The 26,764-nt window shown below is 62.8% G+C and carries 30 protein-coding genes; 13 read left to right on the top strand and 17 right to left on the bottom strand.

Features of this window, described 5'->3' with window-relative positions; all coding sequences use genetic code 11:
- Window positions 1–4: 4 nt before the first annotated feature.
- The 4 genes from Q0X85_RS08620 to coxB form a co-directional block, all read right to left on the bottom strand.
- On the bottom strand, window positions 5–592 hold the full coding sequence (locus Q0X85_RS08620) for a cytochrome c oxidase assembly protein (RefSeq protein ID WP_297771421.1): 588 nt from the start codon (window positions 590–592) through the stop codon (window positions 5–7).
- Window positions 592–756 (bottom strand): hypothetical protein, encoded by a 165-nt coding sequence (locus tag Q0X85_RS08615; protein WP_297771419.1) that lies wholly within the window; start codon window positions 754–756, stop codon window positions 592–594. Before Q0X85_RS08615 ends, Q0X85_RS08620 begins: the two co-directional genes overlap by 1 nt.
- The gene (cyoE, locus tag Q0X85_RS08610; protein ID WP_297771417.1) at window positions 753–1,709 is read right to left on the bottom strand and encodes a heme o synthase; all 957 of its coding nucleotides are present in this window, start codon (window positions 1,707–1,709) and stop codon (window positions 753–755) included. The genes Q0X85_RS08615 and cyoE overlap by 4 nt, the downstream gene beginning before the upstream one ends.
- A gap of 78 nt (window positions 1,710–1,787) precedes the next feature.
- The gene (gene coxB / locus Q0X85_RS08605) at window positions 1,788–2,642 is read right to left on the bottom strand and encodes a cytochrome c oxidase subunit II (protein WP_297771415.1); all 855 of its coding nucleotides are present in this window, start codon (window positions 2,640–2,642) and stop codon (window positions 1,788–1,790) included.
- Between the two features lie 233 nt (window positions 2,643–2,875).
- Here coxB and tldD point away from each other — a divergent pair, with 233 nt between their 5' ends.
- Both tldD and Q0X85_RS08595 read left to right on the top strand, forming a co-directional pair.
- Window positions 2,876–4,297: a metalloprotease TldD gene (tldD, locus tag Q0X85_RS08600; RefSeq protein ID WP_297771413.1), complete on the top strand. Its 1,422-nt coding sequence runs from the start codon at window positions 2,876–2,878 to the stop codon at window positions 4,295–4,297.
- Between the two features lie 797 nt (window positions 4,298–5,094).
- Entirely contained in the window at window positions 5,095–5,679 is a 585-nt protein-coding gene (locus tag Q0X85_RS08595; protein WP_297771411.1) for an exopolysaccharide biosynthesis protein, read from the top strand.
- A 7-nt stretch (window positions 5,680–5,686) separates the two neighbouring features.
- On the opposite strand, the gene Q0X85_RS08590 is transcribed toward Q0X85_RS08595, so the two are convergent.
- From Q0X85_RS08590 to Q0X85_RS08570, 5 genes are all read right to left on the bottom strand, one after another.
- Window positions 5,687–5,872: a DUF3008 family protein gene (locus Q0X85_RS08590; protein ID WP_297771409.1), complete on the bottom strand. Its 186-nt coding sequence runs from the start codon at window positions 5,870–5,872 to the stop codon at window positions 5,687–5,689.
- Between the two features lie 63 nt (window positions 5,873–5,935).
- On the bottom strand, window positions 5,936–6,076 hold the full coding sequence (locus Q0X85_RS08585; protein WP_297771407.1) for an entericidin A/B family lipoprotein: 141 nt from the start codon (window positions 6,074–6,076) through the stop codon (window positions 5,936–5,938).
- A 74-nt stretch (window positions 6,077–6,150) separates the two neighbouring features.
- Window positions 6,151–7,902 (bottom strand): histidine kinase dimerization/phosphoacceptor domain -containing protein, encoded by a 1,752-nt coding sequence (locus Q0X85_RS08580; RefSeq protein ID WP_297771405.1) that lies wholly within the window; start codon window positions 7,900–7,902, stop codon window positions 6,151–6,153.
- Window positions 7,899–8,462 (bottom strand): RNA polymerase sigma factor, encoded by a 564-nt coding sequence (locus Q0X85_RS08575; RefSeq protein ID WP_297771403.1) that lies wholly within the window; start codon window positions 8,460–8,462, stop codon window positions 7,899–7,901. The genes Q0X85_RS08580 and Q0X85_RS08575 overlap by 4 nt, the downstream gene beginning before the upstream one ends.
- Window positions 8,459–8,707: a NepR family anti-sigma factor gene (locus tag Q0X85_RS08570; protein WP_297771401.1), complete on the bottom strand. Its 249-nt coding sequence runs from the start codon at window positions 8,705–8,707 to the stop codon at window positions 8,459–8,461. Before Q0X85_RS08570 ends, Q0X85_RS08575 begins: the two co-directional genes overlap by 4 nt.
- 49 nt (window positions 8,708–8,756) lie before the next feature.
- Here Q0X85_RS08570 and Q0X85_RS08565 point away from each other — a divergent pair, with 49 nt between their 5' ends.
- Window positions 8,757–9,575, top strand: coding sequence for a response regulator (locus Q0X85_RS08565; protein ID WP_297771399.1), 819 nt, complete (start codon window positions 8,757–8,759; stop codon window positions 9,573–9,575).
- Window positions 9,576–9,659: 84 nt separating this feature from the next.
- Here the strand turns inward: Q0X85_RS08565 and Q0X85_RS08560 are convergent, their stop codons facing one another.
- Window positions 9,660–9,830 (bottom strand): DUF1328 domain-containing protein, encoded by a 171-nt coding sequence (locus tag Q0X85_RS08560; protein ID WP_297771397.1) that lies wholly within the window; start codon window positions 9,828–9,830, stop codon window positions 9,660–9,662.
- A 173-nt stretch (window positions 9,831–10,003) separates the two neighbouring features.
- On the opposite strand from Q0X85_RS08560, the gene Q0X85_RS08555 reads away from it, so the two are divergent.
- Both Q0X85_RS08555 and Q0X85_RS08550 read left to right on the top strand, forming a co-directional pair.
- Window positions 10,004–10,333 carry a hypothetical protein gene (locus Q0X85_RS08555; protein WP_297771395.1) on the top strand — a complete coding sequence of 110 codons (330 nt, stop codon included), beginning with the start codon at window positions 10,004–10,006 and terminating at the stop codon, window positions 10,331–10,333.
- Between the two features lie 3 nt (window positions 10,334–10,336).
- On the top strand, window positions 10,337–10,702 hold the full coding sequence (locus Q0X85_RS08550) for a hypothetical protein (protein WP_297771393.1): 366 nt from the start codon (window positions 10,337–10,339) through the stop codon (window positions 10,700–10,702).
- Here Q0X85_RS08550 and Q0X85_RS08545 read toward each other — a convergent pair.
- Window positions 10,699–11,106: a hypothetical protein gene (locus Q0X85_RS08545; protein WP_297771391.1), complete on the bottom strand. Its 408-nt coding sequence runs from the start codon at window positions 11,104–11,106 to the stop codon at window positions 10,699–10,701. The genes Q0X85_RS08550 and Q0X85_RS08545 overlap by 4 nt on opposite strands.
- Before the next feature lie 67 nt (window positions 11,107–11,173).
- On the opposite strand from Q0X85_RS08545, the gene Q0X85_RS08540 reads away from it, so the two are divergent.
- On the top strand, window positions 11,174–11,905 hold the full coding sequence (locus Q0X85_RS08540; RefSeq protein ID WP_297771389.1) for a Crp/Fnr family transcriptional regulator: 732 nt from the start codon (window positions 11,174–11,176) through the stop codon (window positions 11,903–11,905).
- A 4-nt stretch (window positions 11,906–11,909) separates the two neighbouring features.
- Here Q0X85_RS08540 and Q0X85_RS08535 read toward each other — a convergent pair whose 3' ends face one another.
- The 5 genes from Q0X85_RS08535 to Q0X85_RS08515 form a co-directional block, all read right to left on the bottom strand.
- On the bottom strand, window positions 11,910–13,565 hold the full coding sequence (locus Q0X85_RS08535) for a mechanosensitive ion channel family protein (protein ID WP_297771387.1): 1,656 nt from the start codon (window positions 13,563–13,565) through the stop codon (window positions 11,910–11,912).
- Window positions 13,566–13,630: 65 nt separating this feature from the next.
- Window positions 13,631–14,122 carry a pyridoxamine 5'-phosphate oxidase family protein gene (locus Q0X85_RS08530; RefSeq protein WP_297771385.1) on the bottom strand — a complete coding sequence of 164 codons (492 nt, stop codon included), beginning with the start codon at window positions 14,120–14,122 and terminating at the stop codon, window positions 13,631–13,633.
- Window positions 14,122–14,322, bottom strand: a complete 201-nt coding sequence (locus tag Q0X85_RS08525) for a CsbD family protein (protein WP_050663227.1) — start codon at window positions 14,320–14,322, stop codon at window positions 14,122–14,124. Before Q0X85_RS08525 ends, Q0X85_RS08530 begins: the two co-directional genes overlap by 1 nt.
- Window positions 14,323–14,521: 199 nt before the next feature.
- Window positions 14,522–16,114 carry a phospholipase gene (locus tag Q0X85_RS08520; protein WP_297771381.1) on the bottom strand — a complete coding sequence of 531 codons (1,593 nt, stop codon included), beginning with the start codon at window positions 16,112–16,114 and terminating at the stop codon, window positions 14,522–14,524.
- Between the two features lie 295 nt (window positions 16,115–16,409).
- Window positions 16,410–16,589, bottom strand: a complete 180-nt coding sequence (locus tag Q0X85_RS08515) for a PLDc N-terminal domain-containing protein (protein ID WP_297771379.1) — start codon at window positions 16,587–16,589, stop codon at window positions 16,410–16,412.
- Window positions 16,590–17,267: 678 nt separating this feature from the next.
- Between Q0X85_RS08515 and dprA the strand changes: the two genes are divergently transcribed.
- The 4 genes from dprA (at window position 17,268) to Q0X85_RS08495 (ending at window position 22,646) form a co-directional block, all read left to right on the top strand.
- Entirely contained in the window at window positions 17,268–18,410 is a 1,143-nt protein-coding gene (gene dprA / locus Q0X85_RS08510) for a DNA-processing protein DprA (protein WP_297771377.1), read from the top strand.
- Window positions 18,411–18,502: 92 nt separating this feature from the next.
- On the top strand, window positions 18,503–21,139 hold the full coding sequence (gene topA / locus Q0X85_RS08505; RefSeq protein ID WP_297771375.1) for a type I DNA topoisomerase: 2,637 nt from the start codon (window positions 18,503–18,505) through the stop codon (window positions 21,137–21,139).
- Between the two features lie 179 nt (window positions 21,140–21,318).
- Window positions 21,319–22,014, top strand: coding sequence for a CoA transferase subunit A (locus tag Q0X85_RS08500; protein ID WP_297771373.1), 696 nt, complete (start codon window positions 21,319–21,321; stop codon window positions 22,012–22,014).
- Window positions 22,015–22,016: 2 nt separating this feature from the next.
- Complete coding sequence (locus Q0X85_RS08495) at window positions 22,017–22,646, top strand: 3-oxoacid CoA-transferase subunit B (RefSeq protein WP_297771371.1); 630 nt, start codon at window positions 22,017–22,019, stop codon at window positions 22,644–22,646.
- 37 nt (window positions 22,647–22,683) lie between these two features.
- Here the strand turns inward: Q0X85_RS08495 and Q0X85_RS08490 are convergent, their stop codons facing one another.
- Window positions 22,684–23,490, bottom strand: a complete 807-nt coding sequence (locus Q0X85_RS08490) for a lytic transglycosylase domain-containing protein (RefSeq protein WP_297771369.1) — start codon at window positions 23,488–23,490, stop codon at window positions 22,684–22,686.
- A gap of 356 nt (window positions 23,491–23,846) precedes the next feature.
- Between Q0X85_RS08490 and Q0X85_RS08485 the strand changes: the two genes are divergently transcribed.
- From Q0X85_RS08485 to Q0X85_RS08475, 3 genes are all read left to right on the top strand, one after another.
- Window positions 23,847–24,056, top strand: coding sequence for a hypothetical protein (locus Q0X85_RS08485; RefSeq protein ID WP_297771367.1), 210 nt, complete (start codon window positions 23,847–23,849; stop codon window positions 24,054–24,056).
- A gap of 214 nt (window positions 24,057–24,270) precedes the next feature.
- Window positions 24,271–25,140, top strand: coding sequence for a Flp pilus assembly protein CpaB (gene cpaB / locus Q0X85_RS08480; protein WP_297771366.1), 870 nt, complete (start codon window positions 24,271–24,273; stop codon window positions 25,138–25,140).
- A 191-nt stretch (window positions 25,141–25,331) separates the two neighbouring features.
- Window positions 25,332–26,750, top strand: a complete 1,419-nt coding sequence (locus Q0X85_RS08475) for a type II and III secretion system protein family protein (protein WP_297771365.1) — start codon at window positions 25,332–25,334, stop codon at window positions 26,748–26,750.
- Window positions 26,751–26,764 lie beyond the last annotated feature (14 nt).

Here is a 26,764-nt window from a genome sequence, read left to right as displayed (position 1 = left end):
AGGCTCAGTTCAGGGTTTTATCGGTTTTCTTGGCAGGCTCAAGTGCCGCCTGCTGGTCGGTCTCGGGTAGGTCGATCTCGTGGAACGTGTAGGACAGGGTGATCGTGTGGATATACTGCCCTTCGCGATCCTCGACAATCTCGGGATCGACATAAAAGGTGACCGGCATCTGTACCCGCTCACCCGGTTGCAGGACCTGCTCGGTAAAGCAGAAGCAGTCGATCTTGGTGAAAAAGCCGCCCGCATCATAGGGTGTCACGTTGTAATTGGCGCGCCCCGCCACGACGCGGTCGGTCGGATTGTAGGCCTCGTAAAACGCCAGCCCGGTCTCGCCGATGCGCAGTTCCATCTCGCGCTCGACCGGCTTGAACTCCCACGGCATGCCGCGCTCGCGGCTGGCATCGAACCGGACCTTGATGGTCTGATCGAGAACCTCGTCGCTCGCCCTCTCCGACACGCCGGTCACACCGCCAAAGCCGGTGACACGGCAGAACCAGTCATAGAACGGCACCGACGCCCAGGCGAGGCCGCCCATCAGCACCACGACACCCACGGTCTGGGTCAATGTCTTGGTTTTTGGGTCGAGCGCCATCACTTCCCCTCCTGCTGCTGCGTCGGTACCATGAAATCATCGTTCGACACCTTGGCCACGGTCAAACCAAAGACCAATGCAACGAACCCCGCCAGCACCAGCCCGAGCCCCAGATTGCGGCCAAAGCGGCGCTTGTGCAGCTCATGTTCCTCACGAAAGCTCATGCCCAGCCCCCGAGGCCAAGGCCTGACAGTGCCGCCTCGGCCAGAATGGCGGTGAAATGCGCGAAAAGATACCACAGTGACAGCCGGAAGGCGCGTTTCTCGACCCGGTAATTGTCGGCCTCTGCCCGGGTCTCATCGCGCCGCCAGATCGCCACCGCGTCGCGCAGAAAGAGCGCGTTGAACACCAGCGCCACCGCAAGGTAAACCGGCCCGCCGATGCCGGTGAACGCCGCGCCCACGGCCATCACGGCCAGCAGGACGGTATAAACCAGGATATGCAGCCGGGTCGACTTGCGGCCATGGGTGACCGTCAGCATCGGCACGCCCGCCGTGTCATAATCGCCGCGCATAAAGAGGGCGAGCGCCCAGAAATGCGGCGGTGTCCACATGAAAATGAGCGCGAACATCAGCACCGACTCGATGCTCACCGTGCCGGTCGCGGCGGCCCAGCCGATCATCGGCGGAAACGCCCCGGCAGCGCCCCCGATCACGATATTCTGCGGCGTCCAGCGCTTCAGCCCGATGGTGTAGATCACCACGTAGAAAAAGATGGTAAACGCCAGAATCCCAGCGGCCAGCGCATTCGTGGCCAGCCACAGCATCACCACCGAGAAGACCGCCAGCGTGATGCCAAAGGCGAACGCCTCGTCGCGGCTCACCTTGCCCGCCGGAATCGGACGTTTCGCGGTGCGCTTCATCACCGCGTCGATGTCCGACTCCCACCACATGTTGAGGGCCCCCGCCGCACCGCCGCCCACGGCAATGAACAGGATCGCGGCCAGCCCGACCACCGGATGCACCGCCATCGGCGCGGCCAGCAGCCCGACCAGCGCGGTGAACACCACCAGCGTCATCACCCGCGGCTTGAGCAGCGCAAAGAAGTCGCCGAACCCGGCCTCGCCCGACGGGGCAGAGGCGGCTTGGCTGGCACTGTTGAGGCTTGCGTCGCTCATCGGTGTCTCCCATGGCGATGCGCTCGCGCGCACCCTGCGTGGCAATCAAAGGGCGCGCGATCCCGCACGCCCCTCAGTTCACTCGGCCGAAGCCACGTCAACGCTGCGCGGCGTGCCCGCGTATTCCTCGATCGCACCATCGAGCCATTGGTCATACTCCTCCTGGCTCACGACCTTGACGGTGATCGGCATATAGGCATGCGCCTGCCCGCACAGTTCTGAGCACTGGCCGAAATAGATACCCTCTTTTTCCGCCGTGAACCACAGCTGCGCCAGACGCCCCGGCACCGCATCCTGCTTCACGCCAAAGGCGGGAATGGTCCAGCTATGGATCACATCCGCGCCGGTCACGGTCATCACCACGGTCTTGCCCACCGGCACGACCACCGACGTATCCGTCGCAAGCAGGAACTCGTCCTTGCTATAGCCCGCCTCGACCAGCTGTTCCTCGACCTCCGGCGTCAGGCGGTTGTCCCCCCCGGTGGCCGGCGCGCCGATCATGTAGCTGTCAAAGCCGAACTCGTGGTCGGTATACTCGTAGCCCCAATACCACTGATAGCCCGTGACCTTGATGTTGACATCGCCCTCGGGGATTTCCTGCTGCTTGAACAGGATCGGCAGCGAGAACGCCCCGATGAACACGAGGATCACGATCGGGATGATCGTCCAGGCGATCTCGACCGGCGAATTGTGGGTGAACTTGGCCGGCGTGGCATTGACCTTGCGATTATAGCGCACGATCACGACCCCCAGCAGCGCCGTTACGAACAGCACGATGGCGATGATGATCACGTTGATCGTCCCGTCCAGCCATTGCAGATCGCGGGCAAGTTCGGTTGCCGCAGGCTGAAAGCCTGTCTTTCCCTGCTCGGGCTTGCCTACGATCTCAAGACCTTCTTGCGCCATGGCAGGAAGGGTGGACAAGACGGTCATTGCCGCCAAAAGGCTGGAAGTTAGTCGCATTTTACACCCTGATCGGTTGAAGCGGTTCATGTCTTTGTGGCAGGTCTCGCGCCATGTGCGGCGGAATCCCGTTGTCTTGATGCTGTCTAAAACCATATTCTGCCTCAAACGACAAGAAAGAGCATTGCGGCAAACGGACGCTTTTTTTGATCTGGATCAATTCGACCCGCCGCCGCACACGGCAACACATAGGAACACAGCCCATGAATGACACCCCGTTTCGCCCTTTCGAGAGCCTCCTGGACAGGCAGCAGGCACTCGCGCATCTGCAAGAGGCCACGCGCGGGGCGGATGATGGCGAGCTGTTTCTGGAACGCCGCCGCGCCGAAGGGCTGATGTTTGACGACGGGCGCGTCAAGACCGCCTCCTATGACGCCTCCGAAGGATTCGGCCTGCGCGCCGTGCGCGGCGAGGTCACCGGCTACGCGCATTCCTCCGAGGTGAATGAGGCCGCCCTCAAGCGCGCGGTCGAGACCGCCCGCCTCGCCGTGGGCGACGGCGGCGGCACCCTCGCCTCCGGGCCCGCCCGCACCAACCGCCACCTTTATACCGATGACGACCCGATTGCCGGGGCCTCCTTTCCTGTCAAGCTCGACACCCTGCGCGAGATCGACGCCTTCGCCCGCGATCTCGACTCCCGCGTCGTGCAGGTCACCGCCTCCATCGCCGCCTCGTTGCAAGAGGTGGTGATCCTGCGCCCCGACGGCACCGAGGTCAGTGACATCCGCCCGATGACTCGCGTCAACGTCTCGGTGATCGTCGAAACCGACGGCCGCCGCGAGAACGGCAGCGCGGGCGGCGGCGGGCGCATTGGGCTGGACGGCATGTTGGTGCCCGCCGACTGGCAGGCCAGGACCCGCGAGGCGCTGCGCATCGCGCTGGTGAACCTTTCCGCCGAGGCCGCCCCCGCAGGCGTGATGGACGTGGTCCTCGGCCCCGGCTGGCCCGGCATCCTGCTGCACGAAGCAATAGGCCACGGGCTCGAGGGCGATTTCAACCGCAAGGGCAGCTCCGCCTTCGCCGGTCTCATGGGCCAGCGTATCGCCGCCCCCGGCGTCACCGTGCTCGACGACGGCACCCTCCCCGACCGGCGCGGCAGCATCACCATCGACGACGAGGGCACGCCCTCGGCCCGCAATGTCCTGATCGAGGACGGCATCCTTGTGGGCTACATGCAGGACCGCCAGAACGCCCGCCTGATGGGCGTCAACCCCACCGGCAACGGCCGCCGCGAAAGCTACGCCCACGCCCCCATGCCGCGCATGACCAACACCTACATGCTCGGCGGCGACGCCACCCCGGGCGATCTGGTGTCCGAGATGAAGGACGGCATCTACGCCGTCGGCTTCGGCGGCGGGCAGGTCGACATCACCAACGGCAAATTCGTCTTTTCCTGCACCGAGGCCTACCGCGTCAAAAACGGCCAGATCGGTGCCCCCGTCAAAGGCGCCACCCTGATCGGCGACGGCGCCACCGCCCTGCAACAGATCCGGGGCCTGGGCAACGACATGGCCCTCGACCCCGGCATGGGCAATTGCGGCAAGGCCGGGCAATGGGTGCCCGTCGGCGTGGGCCAGCCCACCGTGCTGATCGGCGGGCTGACCGTGGGCGGCTCGGCGGCATAGGGGGCGGGGGTGGCTGCCGCTTGCGGGAATGGCCGCAATGCTTAGGGCTCGTGCTTTGCAAAATTTGGTCCGTTTGCAAACAGCGGACGTTGGTGTAGCGCGCGGCGAAATCCGGGTGAGAGGCCAGACTGTCGATTGCATTAGAAACGAACCTCGGCTTGGCTTGGCCTGGAGCTGCCGTTGCCGCAAGCCGCGCATCGTCGTGCCGCGGTGTGGCGATCCAAAGTCAGTTTGGCAGTGCTTTATGCCAGCCAAGCCCGAAAAACATACGAGCGCAGAGCAGGTTGCAGCCAAATCGCCGCGCCGGGGGGCGGCACGGCGATGCGCGGCGGCCTTCGGCCGCGTTTCGCGCAGGTGCTTCAATCAATGTCCGCTAAAGGCCATTGGCCGACCTTGATCCCTGCTTTCACCAAGAGCAACTTTGCCCCGCATCTTACCAGTTCGCGACCCATGCAGCGAAGGTCAGCTATCGAGAATTCGCTTCTGGGGCCTTGGGTCCACCCCAGGCTGAAAGCACCCATCGCACCCCTTACGACGAACCACAGGCCCGCCCAACCAAACATGCCCTCCCCCTTTCACCGTTCCCAAAATACTCAAATCCCCCCACCGACCCCGAGCACACCCGCCCGCCTTCATCTTGCAAAAAATATCCATATCCCGCCCTGCTCACACCCGGCTCCCGCCACCGGCGCGCTACAGACACCGGCCAGCCCGGCACCTTATCTCGACCGCAAGGAACCCGGTGGCCCGCTGCCGCGTTGGCCTGCCAGACGTTCACGACTGGATTGGAGAATGACGTGCGTTCCCGGACCGATCCGCGCACCGCAAGCGATGTGGTCAAACAAGCGCGCAACGCGCTCGACGGCAAGGTTTCAAGTGTCGGCGAAGTGGTCGACGCGCTCGGCGTGGCGAGTTACACGCCCCTCCTGATGGTGCCGTCGCTGGCGCTGGCGTCGCCGCTGAGCGGGGTGCCCGGGTTCTCCAGCGTCTGCGGTTTGTTGATCGCGGCGGTGTCGCTGCAACAGATCCTCGAACGCCCGAGCCTGTGGTTGCCGCGCTGGATGCGCCGCGCGACCATAAGCACCGACCACGCGCGTGGCGCGATGCAGTGGCTGACCCGACCGGCACGATGGCTCGACAAATTCACGAGGCGGCGGCTGCACGGTCTCGTGACGCCGCCGCTCGCACGTTTGCCACAGGGGATTTGCCTTATCTTCGGGATGATGATGCCGCTTCTAGAGCTGGTCCCCTTCACCTCGTCTATCCTGGGCGGAATTATCGCCGTTATCGCGACGGGCATGTTTATGGGCGACGGGCTTCTGGTGCTGATCGGCATGATGCTTGCCACAGGCGTGACAGGCGGGCTTGTCTCGCTTCTCTGAGATGCGCTCAGTCGTCCTTACGCTCGGGAAGATCGTCGTGTGAGGTGGCGGCAAACGCCTCAAGCTCCGCTTCGCTCATCGTGTCGTACATCTCTTTTGACGCGCCTTGCAGGTCCGCAACGCGGGTCTCGCCACGCTTGGCTGCGAGGGCGGCACCTGCGGCCTTTTGCTGTGCCTCGGATCGGGCGGGCATGCGGTTTCTCCTTGGTCATCGAAAACGGCCCGCCGGACTGGGTCGGCGGGCCGGTCATGGCTCTTAGTCGTCGGCCTCTTGCGCGGTGTCGGAAATCGCGTCTCCGGCGCTCTCAATGTCCTGTCCGGCCCCTTCGACCGTCTCGCAGGCGCTGACGAGGGCAAACGCGATGAGAGAAAGAAGTGAAATGCGTGCGCGTTTCATGGTGACCTCCACTGTCATTACTGATGGATGAACGCGCCAACGACCAGGATGGTTCCCGCGAAATTCCTGATCGTTCAGACATCCTCGTCGCGCTCCTCGTGCCATTCCATCGGAAAGACCACATGCAGCTCGAAACGGTCCGGCAGATCCTCGGTGTCGAGCGTGCCGTTGAGCTGGGCGGCAAAGGATTTGATCAGGCGCGAGCCGAGCCCGGTGCTGCCGACCTCCTCAGCTGCGTCGGCACTGTCCGTGCCGGCCCTCGAATTGACGATGCTCAGGCACAGGTTGCCGTCGTCCTGCGATTTCAGCGCGATATTGATCCACGCCTCGCCATCCGCGTTCACGCCGCAATATTTGACCGCATTCATCGCCGCTTCGGTGGCCAGCAGCGACAGCGGCACCGATTGATCGGGGTTGATCTCGACCGGGTCAAGCTCTGTCGCGACCTTGATCTGCTGGCCGCTCTCGTCAAGCGTGCCGACGATCACGAGTTGCTGAATGATATCCTCAAGCAGCTTGTCGGCGCGCAGCATCGACAGTTTTCGCGCAAGATAGAGATACCGGTGAATGGCCGAGAGCGCCATCACCCGATCCTGCACCCGGCGCAACAGGCGCTGCGCCTCGGCGCTGTCGGTGGCACGGATCTGCATGTTCATCATGCTGGAAATCAGTTGCAGGTTGTTCTTGACCCGGTGATGCACCTCGCGCAGCAGCACGGTCTTTTCCCGCAAGTCTTCTTCGCGGCGGCGGTCCTGCTCCGACAGGCGGCGTGTCATCGCGCGAAACGCATCGGCCATGACCTCCAGTTCCTCGGGCGCGTCATCGAGCCGTGCGTCGCCCAGATCATCGTAACCGCCGCTGGCATAGAGCCGCATCCAGTAGCGCAACCGCCGAATGTGCCGGATCACCAGACGGTGCACGCCGACATAGGCCACACCGATGGTGATCGCCCACATCGCGAAGGGAAAATAAAGCGCCAGCGCCTGCTCGAAGATCGGCATCTGGATTCCACGCCCCTGCGGCATCCAGCTGCCGAGGACAAACACCTGCCCCGAAACGATCGGCGACACCGCGAAATCGCGGGTTTCGCCTTCGCGGCTCTCGCCACGAAAGGTCTGCCGCCCGGAGGCCGCGAGATCCTGCAGGCTGTAGTCGGCAGGCAGCACGGAGCGCCGGTTCTCGGTGTAATCCTCGGTGGCGATGATGTCGCCATCGGTCTTGAAGAGCACCAGATTGACGTTCTCGCCGGCCTGCGACAGCGCCCCGTTGAGTGCCGAGACCGGTACGGCGATCCAGACCGTGCCGACAAAGCGGCCCTCGTCGATGACCGGCACGGTGACGCTGAACGTGGCGATCCCGCCCAGAAATTCGAGCGGGCGCATCAGCACCGCCTCACTCCGCTGGTCGATTTCCGGCAGTGCCGCGAGCGGGCTGTCGGTGTTGGCGCTGACGTCTCTTGAGGCGCAGATCAGCCCGCGCGCGCTGTCGCGGTAGCCTGCAAAGGCAAAATTGTCGGACCGTTCCACCACTTCGGACATCACCGCGCTACAGGTGTCGCCTGAGGATTGCAGCGCCGAAATCTGCACCGCCAGCGTTTCGGCCGAACTGATTGCCGAGCGGATGACCTCGCGGCTTTCGCCGGCTGCCTGCTGCGTGCGTTGCAGAAGGGCGGATTCAGAGAGCGACTGACGCTCCTGCAAGACCTTGTTGGTCTGGTAGACTGAAATCAGCCCGAGCGGCAGGATGGCGATGCTGAGAACCACGATCAGTTGCGTGGCAAGACGGGGTTTGAGCGCGCGGCGGGGCAGCGCCGGGCGCGCGCTCATGCTGCGGGCTTTCCTTGTACGACGGCCAGAGTGGCCCGGTCGGTCATCTCAAGCTCGTCCTCGTCGTCGAGATGCATCAACTCGGCCAGCCGCTTGCGGGCGCGGTTGGTGCGGCTCTTGATCGTGCCGACGGCACAGCCGCACATCTCGGCGGCATCCTCATAGGAGAAGCCTTCAGCACCGACCAGCACCAGCACCTCGCGCTGTTCGTCGGTGAGCTTGGCAAACGCTTCGCGGAAATCGGTCATCGCGAGATGCCCGTCATGGGCGGGTTTCTCGGACATTTGCCCGGCCATCGTGCCATCGGGGTCCTCGACCTCGCGGCGGCGCTTGCGGTAGAGTGAATAGTAAGTGTTGCGCAGGATCGTGAAGAGCCAGGCGCGCAGGTTGGTGCCGGGCTGGAACTTGTCGAAATTGCCCCACGCCTTGACCACCGCGTCCTGCACGAGATCATCCGCCGTCGCCGGGTTACGCGTCAGGCTCATCGCGAAGGCGCGCATCGCTGGCAAATGCTCGACCAACTCATCTCTGGGATCTGAACTATCGGAACTGGAAGTCACGAGTCATCCTTTGACGATTGTTTGGAATTATCTTGGGGGTCTTCGCTCTCCTGCGCGCGCAATTTGTCCAGCAATTGCGTGAAACGGTCCGGCAACGGCTCTTGCACCGTGTCCGAATAGACGCGCCGGAGATTGTCGTCGATCTGCTGTTGCAACCTTGAAGTCCTGCGTTTGTTTGTCATCGTGCCGCTTTTTCTGCCATGCTTGAGCGGGCGCTTTTTTTCGCCCGAGCGGGAACCTAACACGCCAATCCGCGTTTGGTTCCATGCACAGCAACATTTTTTTGAGGATGCCATGACAGAAAGCCAAAGCCAGCCTGACCTCGCGCAGCACATCGCCGAGGAGTTGCCCTATCTGCGGCGCTATGCGCGGGCGCTCACCGGCAATCAGAAAACCGGCGATCATTACGCGGCGGCCACGCTCGAGGCGCTTTTGGCCGACAAGGACGTGTTCGATACGGGCCTGTCGCGCAAGGCCGCGCTGTTTCGGGCGTTTCACCAGATCTGGGTCTCGTCCGGGGCCCCGGTGGACGAGACGGGCGAGGCGGACAATGCCGAAGCCCGGGCGCAGTGGCGGCTCTCGTCGCTGACGCCCAACACGCGCGAGGCGCTCTTGCTGCACAGCATCGAGGGGTTCCAGACCAGCGACATCGCCGCCATTCTCGACGTCAGCCCCGACGAGGCGCGCGACTTTCTCGGCATCGCGCAGCGCGAGATGTCCGGCGACATTCGCGGCCGGATCATGGTGATCGAGGACGAGGCGATCATCGCCATGGACATCACCGCCATTGTCGAGAGCATGGGCCACGAGGTGACCGGCAATGCCCGCACCCGCGACGAGGCGGTGACGCTCGCACGGCGTGACCCGCCGGACATGATCCTCGCCGATATCCAGTTGGCCGACAGATCCTCGGGCATAGACGCGGTCAATCACATTCTGGAAGAGATCGGCGAGGTGCCGGTGGTGTTCATCACCGCATTCCCCGAACGGCTGTTGACCGGCGAGCGGCCGGAGCCTGCCTTTCTGATCACCAAGCCCTATTCCGAGGACCAGGTGCTGTCGGCGGTGAGCCAGGCAATGTTCTTTGCCAGCACCGAGACGTTGCAGGCCTGATCGCCTGCCCGTGAGATCAGAAAAGGCCCCGCACCAGCCGCGTGCGGGGCCTTTTTATGTGTTTGGTCCTTGAACCGGCCCAAATCAGGGCGAGCGGCCCCTGAGCGCGCGGACGACCATCGCCACGACGAAGAGAACGAGGAAGATCACGAACAGGATCTGCGCGATCCCCGCCGAGGCCGAGGCGATCCCGCCAAAGCCGAAGACGCCGGCGACAAGCGCGACGACGAAAAACGTAAGTGCCCAATAAAGCATGAGTGCCTCCATTGCTGAGTTGCCGTTGCGTTGAAAACCCCCGGGCAAGGCAAATGGTTCCGAAGAAAATCCCGGAGCCATGGCTCGACCCGGATTTTTGACAGGCTTTTCTGGAACTTCCCGGGCGCGCCCGCGTTGACCAGCCAACGCAACCCAAAACGGAGGGCCGCAGAATGGCACAATCAAGAACCACCGACGCATCGCCGCAAAAGGACATCGACCAACTCTCGGAGCAGATCGCGACGCTGCGGCAGGATATTTCCGATATCTCGCAAACGCTGTCGGGGCTAGGCCGGTCGTCGCGCGACGCGGCCAGCGAACAGGCCCGCCAAACGGCCGCCGATCTGCGCGACGCGGGCGCACGGCAGATGCACAACGCGCAATACCGCGCCGAGGAAATGGGCCAGCAGGCCGCCGATCAGGTGCGCAATCAGCCTGCGGCGGCGGTTGGGCTGGCTGTTGGCCTCGGCTTTCTGCTTGGGTTCATGACCGGGCGGAAGTAACCGATGACCGGTTTTCTCTCGACCATCGGCGCGCGCCTGGGACATGCGGCGCGCGCCACTGCGTTCAGCGTGATGGGCGTGGTCTTTGGCCTTGTGGGGCTGGGGTTTCTGACCGTGGCACTGTGGATCGTGCTGGCCGTGCACGAGGGCGTGCTTGTGGCCTATACGGTGATCGGCGCGCTCTATCTTGTGCTGGGGTTCTGCCTGATGGCGCTCGGGGCGCAGGGCGGCAGGGCAGAGGGGCCGCGCAGGTCTGCCCGCCCGTCAGAGCCGCCCAAAGATCCGCCCAAGGATCCGCTGGTGCAACTTGCCGAAGGCTTTGCGATGGGCATGCAGGCGGGCCGCGCGATGCGCGAGCGGCGCGACTAGCGCCGCCGCTCGATCGTGCCCATCAGCGCCTCGCGGAGCATCTCATCGGTGAAAGGGCGCACCAGCATACCCCACCCAAGGGCCTGCGCATGCTCCGCGTCATCCTCGCCGATGGTGAGGATGACATGCGCGCCATGTTCGGCCAGACGCCGGTCAAGGCCCAGCTCCAAAACCTGCGTCAGGCGCATTTCCAGAAACACCGCCGAAACGACCGGTTCCGCGCTCAGATACGGCGGGATCTCGGACGCGTCGCTGACATGGATGGTGCGGCACGGCCCCATATCCGCAAGCGAGCCCATGATATCCTCGGCAATCAGCGCATCGCGCTCCAGCACAAGGAAAACGGGCATCACGGGCGTCGTGGTTTCGGGCATGGCGTTGTTCATCAGATCAATCTCGGGCATGCTCCTTGGGTAGAGCACACTGGGCACCCCTGCATTTAACTGTGACATATCGGGAAGGAAATATTCGATGGTGACACCTTGCCGAGATTGTCCGCTGCGCAAGCTGTCGCTGTTTGCCCCGATGAGCGACCGCGAGGTCGATTTCATGCAGGATTTCAAGACCGGAGAGCTAAAGGTCGATCCCGGAACAACCCTGATGCTGGAAGGCTCGAACAGCCCGCAGCTTTATACGGTGCTGGACGGGATGGGCCTGCGCTACAAGACCTTGCTGTCGGGCAAACGGCAGGTTCTCAACATCGTTCTGCCCGGCGATTTCGTCGGATTGCAGGCCGGGGTGATGAAGGAAATGCAACATTCCGTCGAGGCGACCACGGCGATGACGCTCTGCGTTTTCGATCGGAAATCGCTGTGGGCACTGTTTCGCGATCAACCAGAGCGCGCTTATGATCTGACATGGATTGCCGCCATCGAAGAACATTTCCTCGGCGAGACCCTGGCACTGCTCGGGCATATGAGCGGGATCGAGCGAATCGCGCGCGCCTTCGTGCGGTTGCACGATCGCGGCGTGGCGCTCGGGCTGGTGGCGGGCGCGGACATGCCCCTGCCGTACCGGCAACAGGACCTGGCCGACGCGCTTGGCCTGTCGCTGGTACATACCAACAAGACGCTCAAGCACCTGCGCGAGACCGGCGTCGTGTCTTGGGTCCACGGGACGCTGCGGGTTCTCGATTATGACAGGTTGTGTGAAATCGCCGCTCTCGATGAGGCGAGCCCGCTGGTCACGCGCCCTCTGATCTGACCGATCACCCCTCTGAGGCCGGGACGAGCGCGGTGCCCTCGACGCGCTCCTGTGGCCACCAGTCGGGATGATGCTCGCGGATATAGCGCAGCAGCCCCTCGCGCAGCCGCATTTCTGTCACCCAGCCGGTCGAGGGGTCGGACGACATGGCGTAAAAGGAGATCTCCATCCCCTGCGCGTTGTGGTCGGTGACATAACAGGCGATCTGATCGTGTTCGATCACGCCCTCGTCGTCGCGGGCCAGTTCAATAAACCGGTCGCGCAGCACGTCGCTATCGGCACTGTGATCGAGCCGGAGGCGGACAGTATGCATGATCCGCGCATCCTTGACCGACCAGTTCTCGAACGGTTTGGACACGAAATAGCGCACCGGCACGATGATCCGCCGTTCGTCCCATGTGCGCAGCCGCATGAAGGTATAGAAGATGCTCTCGACATAGGCCCACTCGCCCTCGAAGAGCACGCTGTCGCCGATCCGCACCGGCTTGGCCAGCGCGATCTGGAGCGAGGCCAGGATATTGCCCAGCACCGCCTGCCCGGCGATGCCCAGAAGCACCGTCAGCACACCCGCCGAGGCCAGCAGCGTCATCCCGACCGATTGAAAGAGGTTGAGCCGGGCCAGCACGTAGAACGCGGCGAACCCCACCATGAAGAGCACGATGACCCGCCGCAGCGCGTAAATCGAGGTATAAAGCTCGCGCTTGTCGAGACTGCGCGTGTCGTCGATATCGCCGACATAGCGCAGCGTGACGCGATCAAGGATCGCATCGACGATGCGCAGCGCCGCCATGCCCACACCCGAGGCCATGATGATGACGAGCAAGGGCTGCACGATACTGGTGACCGGGCCCGAGAACGAGACCGCGAGGCTGAGCACGACCTGCGCCAGCACCGCCACGGCGAACAGTGCAAGCGGAAAGCCGGCGCGCGCGAAGGCGTGCTGCAAGAACCCGTAAGGCGCCGTGCGCGCGAGCGTGGTGATGATCGCGTTGACCGACCAGCCGATGCCGATGAGCAGGCCCAGCATGATCGGCAGGCCGAGCCACTCCCAGATCCGCAGCCCGCCCAGCTGATCCTTCATCCGGTCGGGGATGTATTGCTCAAAGGCGCGCGGGCCGTAAGCGTCATGCAGCGGCGCGACATCCGCGACCGTCTGCGGAGTAAAGAGCCAGACCGGCTCGCTGTCCTCGCCCGCCTTGTAGCGCGCGATCCGTATCTCGTAGGCACGGCCGTTCAACTCAAAGAGCTTGATCCCCAGGTCGCGGCGCATCTCTCCGGGGCCGCTGCCCTCACTGGCCGATTGCTCGACCTTGGCATCCGGACGCGAGGGCAGGTCGGACCAGTCCACCCAAACGCGGCGGTCGATCACCTGATATAGCTGCTGCGCGACGCGACCCGCCCGTTCAGGCTGCCGCTCGGGCTCGATCCTCGACAGGTTGAGACCATGCGCCGCCGCATCGAACCGATCGGCGCGCGCATATTCGACAAAGCTGCGCATCGCCGCGCGCGGTGTCGACAGATCAAGATCATCCGGCGCGGGGCCAAGCCCCTCGTTTAACGCCTCGGCAGAATACCAGGCGTCTGGTGTGTCTTGTGCGGCGGCGCCGGTAAAAAAGACGGCCGTGGCGCAGAGGATCAGCAGACGGAACAACGATACCATGACGACCAAACGCCCGAGCGGGCGAATGGTTCCGTCATGGTCGTCCGCCCAGCGCGTGATACCTCTCAGGGCAAGGTCACCAGATCATGCGTGCCAAGATCGGGCCGAGACTTGGACCCAAAGGCCGCACGGGCGATCTCAGCGGCGAATTGCGTGCCGCTGGCCTCGACCGTCCAGATTTCGGCCTCTTCCGGCGTCAGCTCCAGCAGCACGGCGCTCGAATCCTCCGGCCCGCCCTCGAAGAAGGCAGAGGCAAAGACACTCCAAAGCTCGTCCAGCTTGTCGCGATCACGGCTCACCGTGATCGGGCCGCTGAGGCAGGCGTAAAACCGTTCATCCGGGCTCTGCATGGTGAAATACGCGCGTCCGCTCTCGGCCCCGGTCTGCGCCAGCTGATTGTCCGAGGCACACAGGAACCAGACCGTATTGCGCGCCGCATCCGCATGCGGGGTCATCGGACGCATGTGCAGGCCTGCCCCTTCGATCCCCATCATGCCGGCGGTCTGGTCGTCCAGCCGTTGCCACAACTCCTGTTTGAGGTCGCTTTGATCGGTCATCACGACACCCTCCGGCACCAGTCGTCGATCTCTTCTTCGGCCTCTTTCTTGGTGCGGCCGTATTTCTCCTGAATGAGCCCGACGAGCTTTTCCCGCTCGCCCGCGACGCGCTCCAGGTCCTGATCGCTCAATTTTGCCCATTCGACACGGGCATTGCCCTTGAGCTTGTTCCATTTGCCCTGGATTTGTTCCCAGTTCATGACGCACTCCTTTCGGTTGCGATGGTCTGTCAAGGCAACGCTCACGCTCGATGCATTGTTCCGTTCAAATGTCAGGGAACTCGTTGCGCGCGGTGCGCGATGGCCTTGCATGCTCAGTCCTCACTCCACTGGTGATCCGATCATGCTGTGGCCGACACCGCAATGTCGCAGGGCATTGCCGACACCAGTGCCGGTCCGCTCAGACCACCTCGTCCGGCAGGCCGGGGACCGGCACGGCAATGTCGCGCGCCACGTCCGAGTCGTAGCGCACCAGAAAGCCCTGCCGTTTGCCGGGCGGCAGCGCGCTGTTGGTCTCGACGAGCCGCCGCCAGTGACGGAAGGCGGATTGCGGATCGAGAAAGGCGGCGTCTGATTGCGGCGGCAGCCAGTGGCCCATCACGCGGCGGCGCAGCGCCTCGACATGGGCGGGCTGGTCGAGGTAAAGCCCCGCCTCGGTATCCCATCTCATGCTGCGCCCGTTGAGATTGGCCGACGACAGGATCGCCCCGAAGTCATCAAAGATCGAAACCTTGGAATGCACATAGATCAGCGGCGCGTCTTCCAGCGCATCGCGCCCGTCGCTGTCGCTCCTGCGCGGCTGCACCGGCGAGGCCACAAGAAAGCGGTCCGGGCCGAACGCCCGTTGCAGCCGCATCAGGCAGCGCACCTGCTGGTATTCGCCATAGCGCAGATCGAGGCCCTGATTGCTGTCAAAGGCGGCATCCTCGGGGGCGGCGGGCAGAATCACGATCAGCCGCAGCCCGGGACAGGCGCGCGCCCGTCTCTCCAGCGCGCGCGCCAGGGGCAGATGCCGCAGAAATTGCGTCTCCAGATAGATCAGGTGACGCGCCTTGCCGATCGCCTCGATATGCCGGGTCTCGATCTCGCGCAGCAGGGTTCGGGGCGCAAGGCGCAGCGGCACGCCGCGACGGCGGCGCGACAACGTCCGCAAAAAGCCGGGCGCGGCGGCGGGCGGCGCAGTCCGGTCCGCAACACTGTCGAGAAAGCTCTCCAGATGGGCCTGCGCGGCCTGCGCCACGGGGCCGGTGGCAATGACCTGAATGTCATGCCAGGTGCGTTCGGCGGCGCGGCGGTGACGCTTGGTATCATAGCGCCGCTCATTGAGGTCGAGCCCGCCGATATACAGCGTCTCGCGGTCGAACACCGCCATTTTCTGGTGATGCGTCGCCGGAAAGAGATCGACCGGGCGCAGCGGAAAGCAAAGCCGCCCATGGCCGTCCTCGTAGCAGATTTTCTGCAACCGGGGCGTTTCGATCCGAAAGCGGTCGCGCTCCGCCTCGTTCATGTCGCGCCATGTCCGGGCCAGTTGGTTCATCTTGTGGCGCACGATCGGATAGAAAACCAGACGCGGTACGGTGCCGGTGCGCGCATCGTGCAGCGCCAGCGTAAATGTCAGCCCCGCGGGCTGGCGCGTCAGCTCACGCACCGCCGCGACCTGACGCAGCGTGCGCCAGGCCAGCTGATGCAGGTCCGGCGCGGCGACCGGATCGAAATCCGAGGCCACAAGCCGCACCGCGACACCGCGGTCGAGCGTGTGCACCACAAGGTCCATCCAGGTGGTGCCGATCTTTTGCGCCTCGGCCGAGCGTAGCCGGGTGGCAAGGTCGATCACCCGAAAACTGGCGATGATCTCGGATCTGGCTGCGAGGAATGCCCGCTCGAACGCTGGATAGGCCTCTTCTGCCGTGACCAGAACATCGAAATGATCGACGCTCGCTGCGGTGGCAGGCGTCGGATCAGCGTCTGGCGTGCTATGCGATGCGTTTTCCATGATCTCGCTATTACGTGTTGTTCGCCTCCTGCACGTCCAGAAATCATTCCTCGCGCGGGCGGGTCGGGTGCGGCCTGGAAAGGACCGCACTTTCAGGGACGGCGGCCAGGCACCCGATGGTATCGGCGACCGACCCCGGGTCAGTAGAATGGGGGCAGATGTGACCTGGGCTGAACCAGCATATGTTTGGCTGACGTCGTCAAACTAACGGCTAAGGGCGGGAAAAGTTCCCGTCGCGCGGGGCATTTCGTCGGTCTCGGTTTTGACGCACGCAGGTCGCCGCCCTTGCCGCCTCCTAGACCGAACGTGGCCCGACGACGAGCCAGATGATGAAGCCCAGAAGCGGCAGCAAAAGGACCAGCAGGACCCAGAGCACTTTCTTGCCCGTGCTTTCCGCAGACCCGATCACGGACACGATCGCCCAGACATCGAGGATCAATAGAATGATCCCGCCAATTCCTGTCACTTCGAGCATTTGGTCTCCTTTTCCGTTTTCCGGTCGCTCGCGCGTGGTGTCGGCAGAACGTCTCTTGACAGGCGAGACCGCGCGACGTGCTCCTTTGTGCAACGCAACCAGCGTCGATCTGGTTCCCTCGAAAAACATGGACATGTTTTGGCTGCGAATGAAAAAGGGCGACACAAGACACCCCGGAAAGAGCAAGACCAGGAAACGTTTTCTCGCGATCACACAAATCCGACCTGAGCACCAAGATCGGGGACAAGAAAAATGCACGCCGCCGACATGATCGGGGAAGCGGTCGAGAGCAGCCATCGCGCGCCCCCTCACCTGTGCCAAAATACCCACAGCACCGACACCCGAGCCGGGCCACCTGCGCCCGCATTCATCTTGCCAAAAATATCCATATCCCGCCCGAGGCGCCGGCCGCGCGAGCCTTGCCATCGCGTGCCCGCACCGCGCGCCCCGGTCACGACCGGCCCCCTCAGCACCCCCCTGCCCCCGCCACCGACGCGGTACAGACAGGATGCCGACGCGAAACAGACAGTACCCGGATCCCGCAGTAAAATTAATTAACACTACATTTCAGATACTTAGCCGAAATCCCCGAAAAACCCGCGACTCACCCGATTTCGGTTTACCGGGCATTAACCTTGCCCGCGCTATCCATGATCCTGCAAGTAGGCGAGGTCACGGATGCCCGAGGATACACATCCTTCCACTCACCCCCCACTCCCACCCACCACGGAAGATGATCGGGTGTCCTGGCTTCGCCTCTTGCGCTCCCGCCGGGTCGGCCCGGCAACCTTTCACCGGCTGATCTCCGAACACGGCACCGCCCAGGCGGCGCTCGACGCCCTGCCCGACGTCGCCCGCGCCGCCGGTGTCACCGATTACATCCCCTGCCCTGCGGGCGTGGCCGAGGCTGAATTGCGCGCGGGGCACGCGGCGGGCGCAATGATGCTCACCTACGCAGATGCCAAGTATCCCAAGGCCTTACGCGATCTGTCCGACGCCCCGCCGATCCTCTGGGTGATGGGCGACCTCGCCGTGCTCGACCGCCCCATCGTCGCCGTCGTGGGCGCGCGCAACGCCTCGTCGCTGGGCACCCGCATGGCCCGGTCACTGGCGGCAGAGCTGTCCGAGCAGGGCTATGTCATTGTCTCCGGCCTCGCCCGCGGCGTCGATACCGCCGCCCATCTGGCCAGCCTCAAGGGCGGCACCGTCGCCGTCATGGCCGGCGGCGTCGACGTGATCTACCCCGCCGAGAATACCACCCTCGCAGGCGATATCCTCAAGACCGGCCTGCGCCTGTCGGAACAGCCCATCGGCCTCATCCCGCAGGCCCGCCACTTCCCCGGGCGCAACCGCCTGATCAGCGGATTGGCACATGCTGTGGTCGTGGTCGAGGCCGCCGCTAAATCCGGGTCTCTGATCACCGCCCGCACCGCCCTCGACCAGGGTCGCGAGGTGCTCGCCGTGCCCGGCCATCCCATCGACGCCCGCGCCAGCGGGTGCAACATGCTCATTCGCGACGGCGCCACACTGGTGCGCAACGCCGCCGACGTGATCGAGGCGCTGCCAACGCACAAACCTCAGGAAACACAGGCGGAAATGCCTCTGGAAGCCACGCCGGAGCCCCCCGCCCGCAGCCTGCGCGACACCGCCGCGCTGCATCAGCAGATCCTGCAACGTCTCGGCCCGTCGCCCTTGGCCGAGGATCAGTTGATCCGAGATCTTGGCACGCCGGCACATGCCGTCGCTCCCGTTCTGGTGGATCTGGAACTCGACGGACAGATCATGCGCCAGCCCGGTGGATTGCTCTCTCTCACGCGCTGAAACCGCTCGAATGTTGGTCACATTGACAATTCCCCTTGTCAGCACACATGTTGCGCCGCCATAAGCCGCCACCAGAGTCGGAAGGAGTGCCCATGCCCGTAGTCGTTGTCGAATCGCCCGCCAAAGCCAAGACGATCAACAAGTATCTGGGCGATGGCTACACGGTTCTGGCAAGCTATGGGCACGTGCGCGACCTGCCGCCCAAGGACGGCTCGGTCGATCCTGAAAACGGCTTCGACATGACATGGGAAGTGGGCGCTGACAGCCGCAAGCACGTCAAGGCCATCGCCGACGCGCTCAAGGATGACAATGCCCTCATTCTCGCCACCGACCCCGACCGCGAGGGCGAGGCGATCAGCTGGCATCTCGAGGAAACCCTGCGCAAGCGCAAGGCGATCAAGAAGGACACGCCCGTAAGCCGCGTGGTGTTCAACGCGATCACCAAGACCGCCGTCACCGAGGCGATGCAAAACCCCCGGCAGGTCGACGCGCCGCTGGTCGAGGCCTATCTGGCACGCCGCGCGCTCGATTATCTCGTTGGCTTCAACCTCTCCCCGGTGCTTTGGCGCAAACTGCCCGGCGCGCGCTCGGCGGGGCGCGTGCAATCGGTCTGCCTGCGCCTCATCGTCGAGCGCGAGATGGAGATCGAGGCGTTCAACGCGCGTGAATACTGGTCCGTGAAGGCCCTGCTCGCCACCCCGCGCGGCCAGGAGTTCGAGGCACGGTTGGTCACCCTGGCGGGCAAGAAGCTCGACAAATACGATCTGGAAAACGCGACGCAGGCCGAAATGGCCGTGCAGGCGGTGTCCTCACGCGCCCTGTCTGTTACGTCGGTCGAGGCCAAGCCTGGCACCCGCAACCCCTCGGCCCCGTTCATGACATCGACCCTGCAACAGGAGGCGAGCCGCAAGTTCGGCATGGGGGCCAAGCAATGCATGAGTGCAGCACAGCGCCTCTATGAGGCGGGCTATATCACCTATATGCGGACCGACGGCATCGACATGGCCCCCGAGGCGGTGATGTCCGCGCGCGACGCGATCAAGGACCGCTACGGCGAAGACTACCTGCCCAAAAGCCCGCGGATGTACAAGAACAAGGCCAAGAACGCGCAGGAAGCACATGAATGCATCCGCCCCACCGAGATGACGCGCGACGCGGGCAAGATCAAGAGCACCGACGCCGATCAGCGCAAGCTCTACGATCTGATCTGGAAACGCACGCTCGCCTGTCAGATGGCCGCTGCACGGCTGGAGCGCACCACGGTCGAGATCGGCAGCGAGGACGGTCAGGTGGGCTTGCGCGCCACCGGTCAGGTCATGCTCTTCGACGGCTTTCTCAAGATCTATGAAGAGGGCCGCGACGATGTCGTGGGCGACGATGACGACCGCCGCCTGCCGCAGATCATGCAGGGCGACAAGGCGATCTTTGCCAACTCCTCGCTGCGTCCCGAATTCGCCAAGGCGCAGGACGGGGCCGAGAACCCAACTGCCGTGCTGTCAGAGAATGAATCCGTCCTAAGCCTGCAGCATTTCACTCAGCCCCCGCCCCGCTATACCGAGGCGACGCTGGTAAAGAAGATGGAAGAGCTGGGCATCGGTCGCCCCTCGACCTATGCCAGCGTGCTCGGCACGATCCAGGACCGCGAATATGTCCGCAAGGAACAGAACCGGCTCTACCCCGAAGACAAGGGGCGGATCGTTACGATCTTCCTGATCAATTTCTTTCGCAAATATGTGGGCTATGAATTCACCGCCAATCTCGAAGAGGATCTCGACCGGGTGAGCGCGGGCGAGGCGGATTACAAGGAGATCCTGTCTCGCTTCTGGCGCGATTTCTCGGCGGCGATCGCCGAGACATCGGAGCTCAGGATCTCCGAGGTGCTCGACGTGCTCGACGACGCGCTCGCCCCCACACTCTACCCCCCGCGCGAGGATGGCGGCGACCCGCGCCAATGCCCGCTCTGCGGCACCGGGCAGTTGCACCTCAAGACCTCGCGCTCGGGCGGGTTCGTCGGCTGCGGCAACTACCCCGAATGCCGCTACACCCGCCCCATCGGCGGCGATGCGGCGGAAAACGGCGACCGCATCCTCGGCGAGGACGAGAACGGCAACGAGATTTCCCTGCGCTCTGGCCGGTTCGGCCCTTACGTGCAGCGCGGCGAGGCGACCGAAGAGAACAAGAAACCAGACCGCGCCAGCCTGCCCAAGGGCTGGAAGGCCGAGGAAATGACGCTTGAAAAGGCGCTGACCCTGCTGAGCCTACCGCGCGAGGTGGGCGAGCACCCCGAGGGCGGCATGGTCAAATCGAATTTCGGCCGCTTCGGCCCGTATATCATGCACCAAGGACCCGAGGACGCCAAACCCGTCTATGCCAATCTCAAGGACCCGTCGGATGTGTTCGAAATCGGTATGAACCGGGCGGTGGAATTACTGGCCGCCAAGCGCGCCAATCCCGGCGGGCGCGGGCGTGCTGCCGCCAAGCCACTGCGCGAACTGGGTGAGCACCCCAAGGAAGGCGGGCCGATCAACATCATGGACGGGCGCTACGGTGCCTATGTGAAATGGGGCAAGGTCAACGCCACGCTACCCAAGGATGTACAGCCCGAGGATGTAACGCCGGAGATGGCGGTTGAACTCATCGCCGAGAAATCCGCCAAGACGGGCAAGCCGCGTAAGGCGGCGAAAAAGCCTGCCGCCAAAAAAACCACTGCCAAAAAGAAAACCGGCTGACGCGAGGCGACCTGGAAAACCTAAACAAATTTCGCGTCGCTTTCTTGGCCGGAAAGCGGGGCTTGGCGTGTGCGCTACGTAGTAATCCGTATTTCGCTGCGATGCGGCGGCACGCGCGTTGACACGAGGGGGCGATCCGCCCGATACGGGTGTCGGAAAACTTCAGGAGGAGTTTAAAGATGAAAAAAGTATATGGCTCGGCCGCAGAGGCTCTTGACGGGCTCTTGCAAGACGACATGCTGATTGCAGCAGGCGGCTTTGGGCTCTGCGGCATCCCCGAACTGCTCTTGGCGGCAATCCGCGACTCAGGCGTCAAGAACCTGACATTCGCGTCCAACAATGCGGGCGTCGATGATTTCGGTATCGGCATTCTGCTGCAGACCAAACAGGTCAGCAAAATGATGTCGTCCTATGTGGGCGAGAATGCCGAATTCATGCGTCAATATCTGAGCGGTGAGCTAGAGCTGGAATTCAACCCGCAGGGGACGCTGGCCGAGCGTATGCGCGCCGGTGGCTGTGGCATACCCGGCTTCTACACCAAGACCGGGGTGGGCACACAGATCGCCGAGGGCAAGGAACACAAGGAATTCGACGGCGAGACCTATATTCTGGAGCGCGGCATCTTTGCCGATCTCTCGATCGTCAAGGCGTGGAAGGCCGATACCACCGGCAACTGCATCTTCCGCAAGACCGCGCGCAACTTCAACCCGCCGGCGGCAATGTGCGGCAAGACCTGCATCATGGAGGTCGAGGAGATCGTCGAACCCGGCGAGCTGGACCCCGATCACATTCACCTGCCCGGCATCTATGTGCATCGCCTGATCCAGGGCGAGCATGAGAAACGCATCGAACAACGCACTGTAAGGGAGGCCTGATCATGCCCTGGGATCGCAATCAGATGGCAGCGCGTGCGGCGCAGGAACTTGAGGACGGCACCTATGTCAATCTCGGGATCGGCATCCCGACACTGGTGCCCAATTTCATCCCCGAGGGCGTGCATGTCACGCTGCAATCGGAAAACGGAATGCTGGGCATGGGGCCGTTTCCGGTCGCGGGCACCGAAGACCCGGACCTGATCAACGCGGGCAAGCAGACCATCACCGAATTGCCCCACACCAGCTATTTTGACAGTGCCCTATCCTTTGGCATGATCCGGGGTGGCAAGATCGCGATGGCAATTCTCGGTGCGATGGAAGTCGCCGAGAATGGCGATCTCGCCAACTGGATGATCCCCGGCAAACTGGTCAAGGGCATGGGCGGTGCGATGGACCTGGTCGCGGGCGTGCGCCGCGTGGTGGTGGTGATGGATCACACCAACAAGCATGGCGACAGCAAGCTGCTCAAGGCCTGCACCCTGCCGCTGACCGGCACCGGGGTGGTCAACCGGATCATCACCAATCTCGGTGTACTTGATGTGGTGGAGGGTGGCCTCAAGATCGTCGAGACCGCCGAGGGTGTGAGCGAAGACGAGTTGCGCGCCGCGACCGAGGCGACCATCGTCAACTGAAAAGACGTGCGGGTCGGGCAAGCGGATTGCCCGGCCCTCAGTTCAGTGCAAGATTGAGCGCGCAGGCATCGGTGATCAATTCCGGCTTGGTCTTGCACAAACCGCGCGCGACCTCGTAGGCCGCCAGAACCTTGGGAATATAATCCCGGGTCTCGGCATAGGGCGGTACGCCGTCATGCTGTTTCACCGCATTCTCACCCGCGTTGTACCCGGCGAGTGCCAGCACCACATCGCCGTCAAACTCTCCCATCAGCCAGTTGAGGTAGGCGACGCCGCCACGAATATTCTGTGCGGGCGACAGGCTGTCGGTCACACCAAAACGGCGGGCCGTATCGGGCATCAGCTGCATAAGGCCCTGTGCCCCTGCCCCGCTGACCGCCGCCGGTCGCCCCGACGACTCGACAGCGATCACCGCCAGAACCAGCGCCGGGGAAATTTGCGTGCCGATGGTTTCGCGCAGGATGTGCTGGCCTTCCGACAGCGCAATCGCCTGCACCGCCTGCAAGCGCGGGACGTTGACGGCCTCTCCGGCGGGCGGACGCGCCAGATGCTCCATCGCGGCACGCAGGCGCAGAGCACTATCCGTCGCGCGCTCTGGTGGGACATTTGTCCAGAACCATCCGTAGTCGGCCACGCGCGGCGATTTTGGCGCTGTGCCGGTTGCGCGCGGTTCGACCCGTGCGCGGCTCTCGTCAGGTTTGATCTGCACCAATGGCTTGCGCCGCGCACCGGCCGCGGGGGCCTTTTCCCGCTTGAATGTAAAATCGGGAAAGGGTTTAGGTTCTTGCGCAGCAAGAGGCGCCGCGAGAATCGCAGCAGACAGGAAAAGACTTAAAAATTTCATAGCGGGCTCTGCTCTGCCTCTGTCTCTTTGTCCATAGTATCGCAAAAATCCATATCCCAAGCCAGTATTGTATGCGAAAGCAGGTCAGGCCGCGCGCCATTTGCGCCACAATTCACACGCAAAAGATTGCTATCAAAAGATATCCTTCCTAACTTTTGTTTACTTTCAGACGCTTAACAATTTTCTTCTCAAAAACTTAATCTTCTCGAAAATCGCACCAATCACGCCAAAATCCCGCCTGAATTGGCTGGCTATATGTAATCACACCACGACGGCAACGGGCCAAAAAAAATGAGGGGTCCGGAACTGAAGCGGGTGTGACAACACAGTAAACTGATCCTTTGGAGGGACCAACAATGATCAAATTCATCAAAAACTTCTCGAAAGACGAAGACGGCGCCGTTACAGTTGACTGGGTCGTTCTGACCGCAGCAGTCGTGGGCCTGGGCATTGCCGGCGTGGCATCTGTCAACACCGGCATCACCGGCCTCGCAACCGCCATCGACACCGAGATGTCGGGCACGACTGCGGCTGATCTGGGTACGCTCGGCTTCGCCAACGAATAAGTCTTGCTCAGGCCATCGGCCTCAAGATTACAAACAGAATGGCCGCGGCACACGCCCGCGGCCATTTTGTATCGCGCGCCCAAGATGCGCCGCGCAGGACAATGGCGAGATAACGCCGCCCTCCGTCCCTGTTTTTGACACAATCCCCTGATATCCCGGCCTTTGATCTTCGACGGGATTGTCGGATCGAAGCGTTTGATGGAAAGGAAACCCCATGCGAGTAGTGTTCGGATTGGTGCTGTTGCTGGGCCTCGGGCTCGCGGGCTTCGCCGTCTACATGGCCAAGAATTATATTGACGGCTACCAGCGTCAGTTGGCCGTCGAGCGGCAGCAGCGTGCCCCAAACATCGAGACTGTCGATATCTTCGTCGCAAAGCGCGCCTTGAAATATGGTGAGCCGCTCGAGAAGGATGCTGTGCACCTCACCGCATTTCCGAAGGACTCTCTGCCGGAGGGCATTTTCAGCAAGATGGAAGAGCTGTTCCCGCAAGGCGAGGGCGTGCCGCGCAAGGCCCTGCGCCGGATGGAAAAGAACGAGCCTATCCTTGCCGTCAAAGTCACCAAACCCGGAGAAGAAGCCGGCATCACATCGCAACTGGAACGTGGTATGCGCGCCTTTGCGATAAAGGTTGACGTCACCAGCGGTGTTTCCGGCTTCCTGCGCCCCGGTGATACGGTCGACATTTACTGGACCGGCAATGTCGGCTCTGGCAACGTGCGCACCGCAGCCAATTCGACCGGTGAAGTGACCAAGCTGATCGAAACAGGAATCAAACTGATTGCCGTCGACCAAGTGTCGGACATGGACATGACCGAAGCCGTGATCGCGCGCACCGTAACCGTTTCTGTGCGGCCACAGCAGGTCGCGGCCCTTGCACAGGCACAATCCACAGGGCGCCTGTCACTCTCTCTTGTCGGTGCGCTTGACGATACTGTGGCCGAGGCGATCGAGGTCGACCAGCACAGCCTGTTGGGTCTTACTGCAGAAACCGTGGTCGAAGAAGCACCCGTCAAGGAGACCTGCACGATCCGCACACGCCGCGGCGCCGAAGTGATCGAGACACCCATTCCCTGTACCAACTGATTCCGGGTGAGTTGACGACAAGGCGCCTCCTCGGGGGCGCCTTACGCGTTGCGACATGAAACAGGTCACAGTTTCGATAAAAATGAGCAAATCCGCATTGATTCTTGAAAAAAAATCGGAAGTGGCCCACACTGATCCGAATTACGGGCATCAAGACCCAATTATGAGGCGTGATCGGAAAGGCAGGTCACATGAAATTGCGTGAATATCTATGCGCGGCCCTGACAGGGTTGGCGCTTTTTGCAGGTCAGCTGCCGCAGATTGCGCATGCTGAAACCATTCGTGTCGTGCGTAACGGCACATCAAGCAATCTGAATGTTGCCATGAACCGCGCCGTTGTCGTAGAAAGCGATGTGTCGTTTGCAGAACTCAGCATCGCCAACCCGGCCATTGCGGATTTCTCCACCCTTTCAGATCGCACGATATATGTTTTGGGAAAAACACCAGGGCGCACGACGCTCAGCCTTTTTGACGGCACGGGCGGTCTCATCACAAATATCGATGTGCATGTCAGCACGGACATCGAGGAGTTTAAGGAGCGCCTCAAACAGATCCTCCCCGGAGAGCCGATCGAAGTGCGAAGCGCCAACGACGGCATCGTGATCTCCGGCGCGGTTTCGAGTGCTTCGCGCATGCAGCGCGCGCTGGATCTTGCCGAGCGTTACGCGCCTGAGCGGGTGTCGAATCTGATGTCCGTATCCGGCAAGCAGCAAGTCATGCTCAAGGTCCGGTTTGCAGAAATGCAGCGCAGCGTGTCCAAGGCACTTTCGACCTCGCTGGCAATTGACGGGCGCAGCGGCAGCGGCCTCGGCGTGATCGGCGGCACCAACACCAGCAACACCCAGGCGGGGGTTCTGGGTGTTCTGGGCGGCGCCATTCCCCCGGCGAACAGCAACAATGCGGCTTTTGCGTTCGGCTTTGACGTGGGTTCGGTCGAAGTGGGCATCCTCCTCGAAGCGCTCGAAACAAAAGGGGTCGTTCGCACCCTTGCAGAGCCAAACCTGACAGCACTTTCGGGGCAAGAAGCCAAGTTTCTGGCCGGCGGTGAATTCCCGGTGCCGGTGGCTCAGGACAATGATACCACAACCGTCGAGTTCAAGCCCTTTGGGGTTGAGCTCAACTTTGTCCCGCGCGTCGTGGACGATGGCATAATCAATCTCGAAATGGCCGCGGCGGTCTCGTCCATCGATACGGCCAACGCCTTGGTTGCAGATGGGTTTTCCGTACCGGCGTTCCGCCGCCGGGACACATCGACCACGGTCGCGCTCCGCGATGGTGACAGCTTTGCGATCGCGGGTCTGCTTCAAGACGACTTTCGAGACAACGCCGGCCAGGTGCCATGGCTGGGTGACATTCCGGTACTGGGAACGTTGTTCCGCAGCGCCGATTACCAACGCTCGCAAACCGAGTTGGTGATCATTGTCTCGGCACATCTAGTATCGCCCACCCGTGGCGAAGCGCTTGCGCTTCCGACAGATCGGGTCAAACTGCCATCGGAAAAGGATCTTTTCCTGAACGGTCGCGTGGCACGCGGTGCGAATAGCAATGGCCCGGTGGGCGAAGTGGCCAAGCAGGATTTTACCGGATCCTATGGCTATGTAATGGATTAAGCAGAGGGCCGAGG

The organism is uncultured Roseovarius sp., from assembly GCF_947259555.1.
Classification (GTDB): domain Bacteria; phylum Pseudomonadota; class Alphaproteobacteria; order Rhodobacterales; family Rhodobacteraceae; genus Roseovarius.
This window is presented reverse-complemented; position numbering and strand designations above follow the sequence as displayed.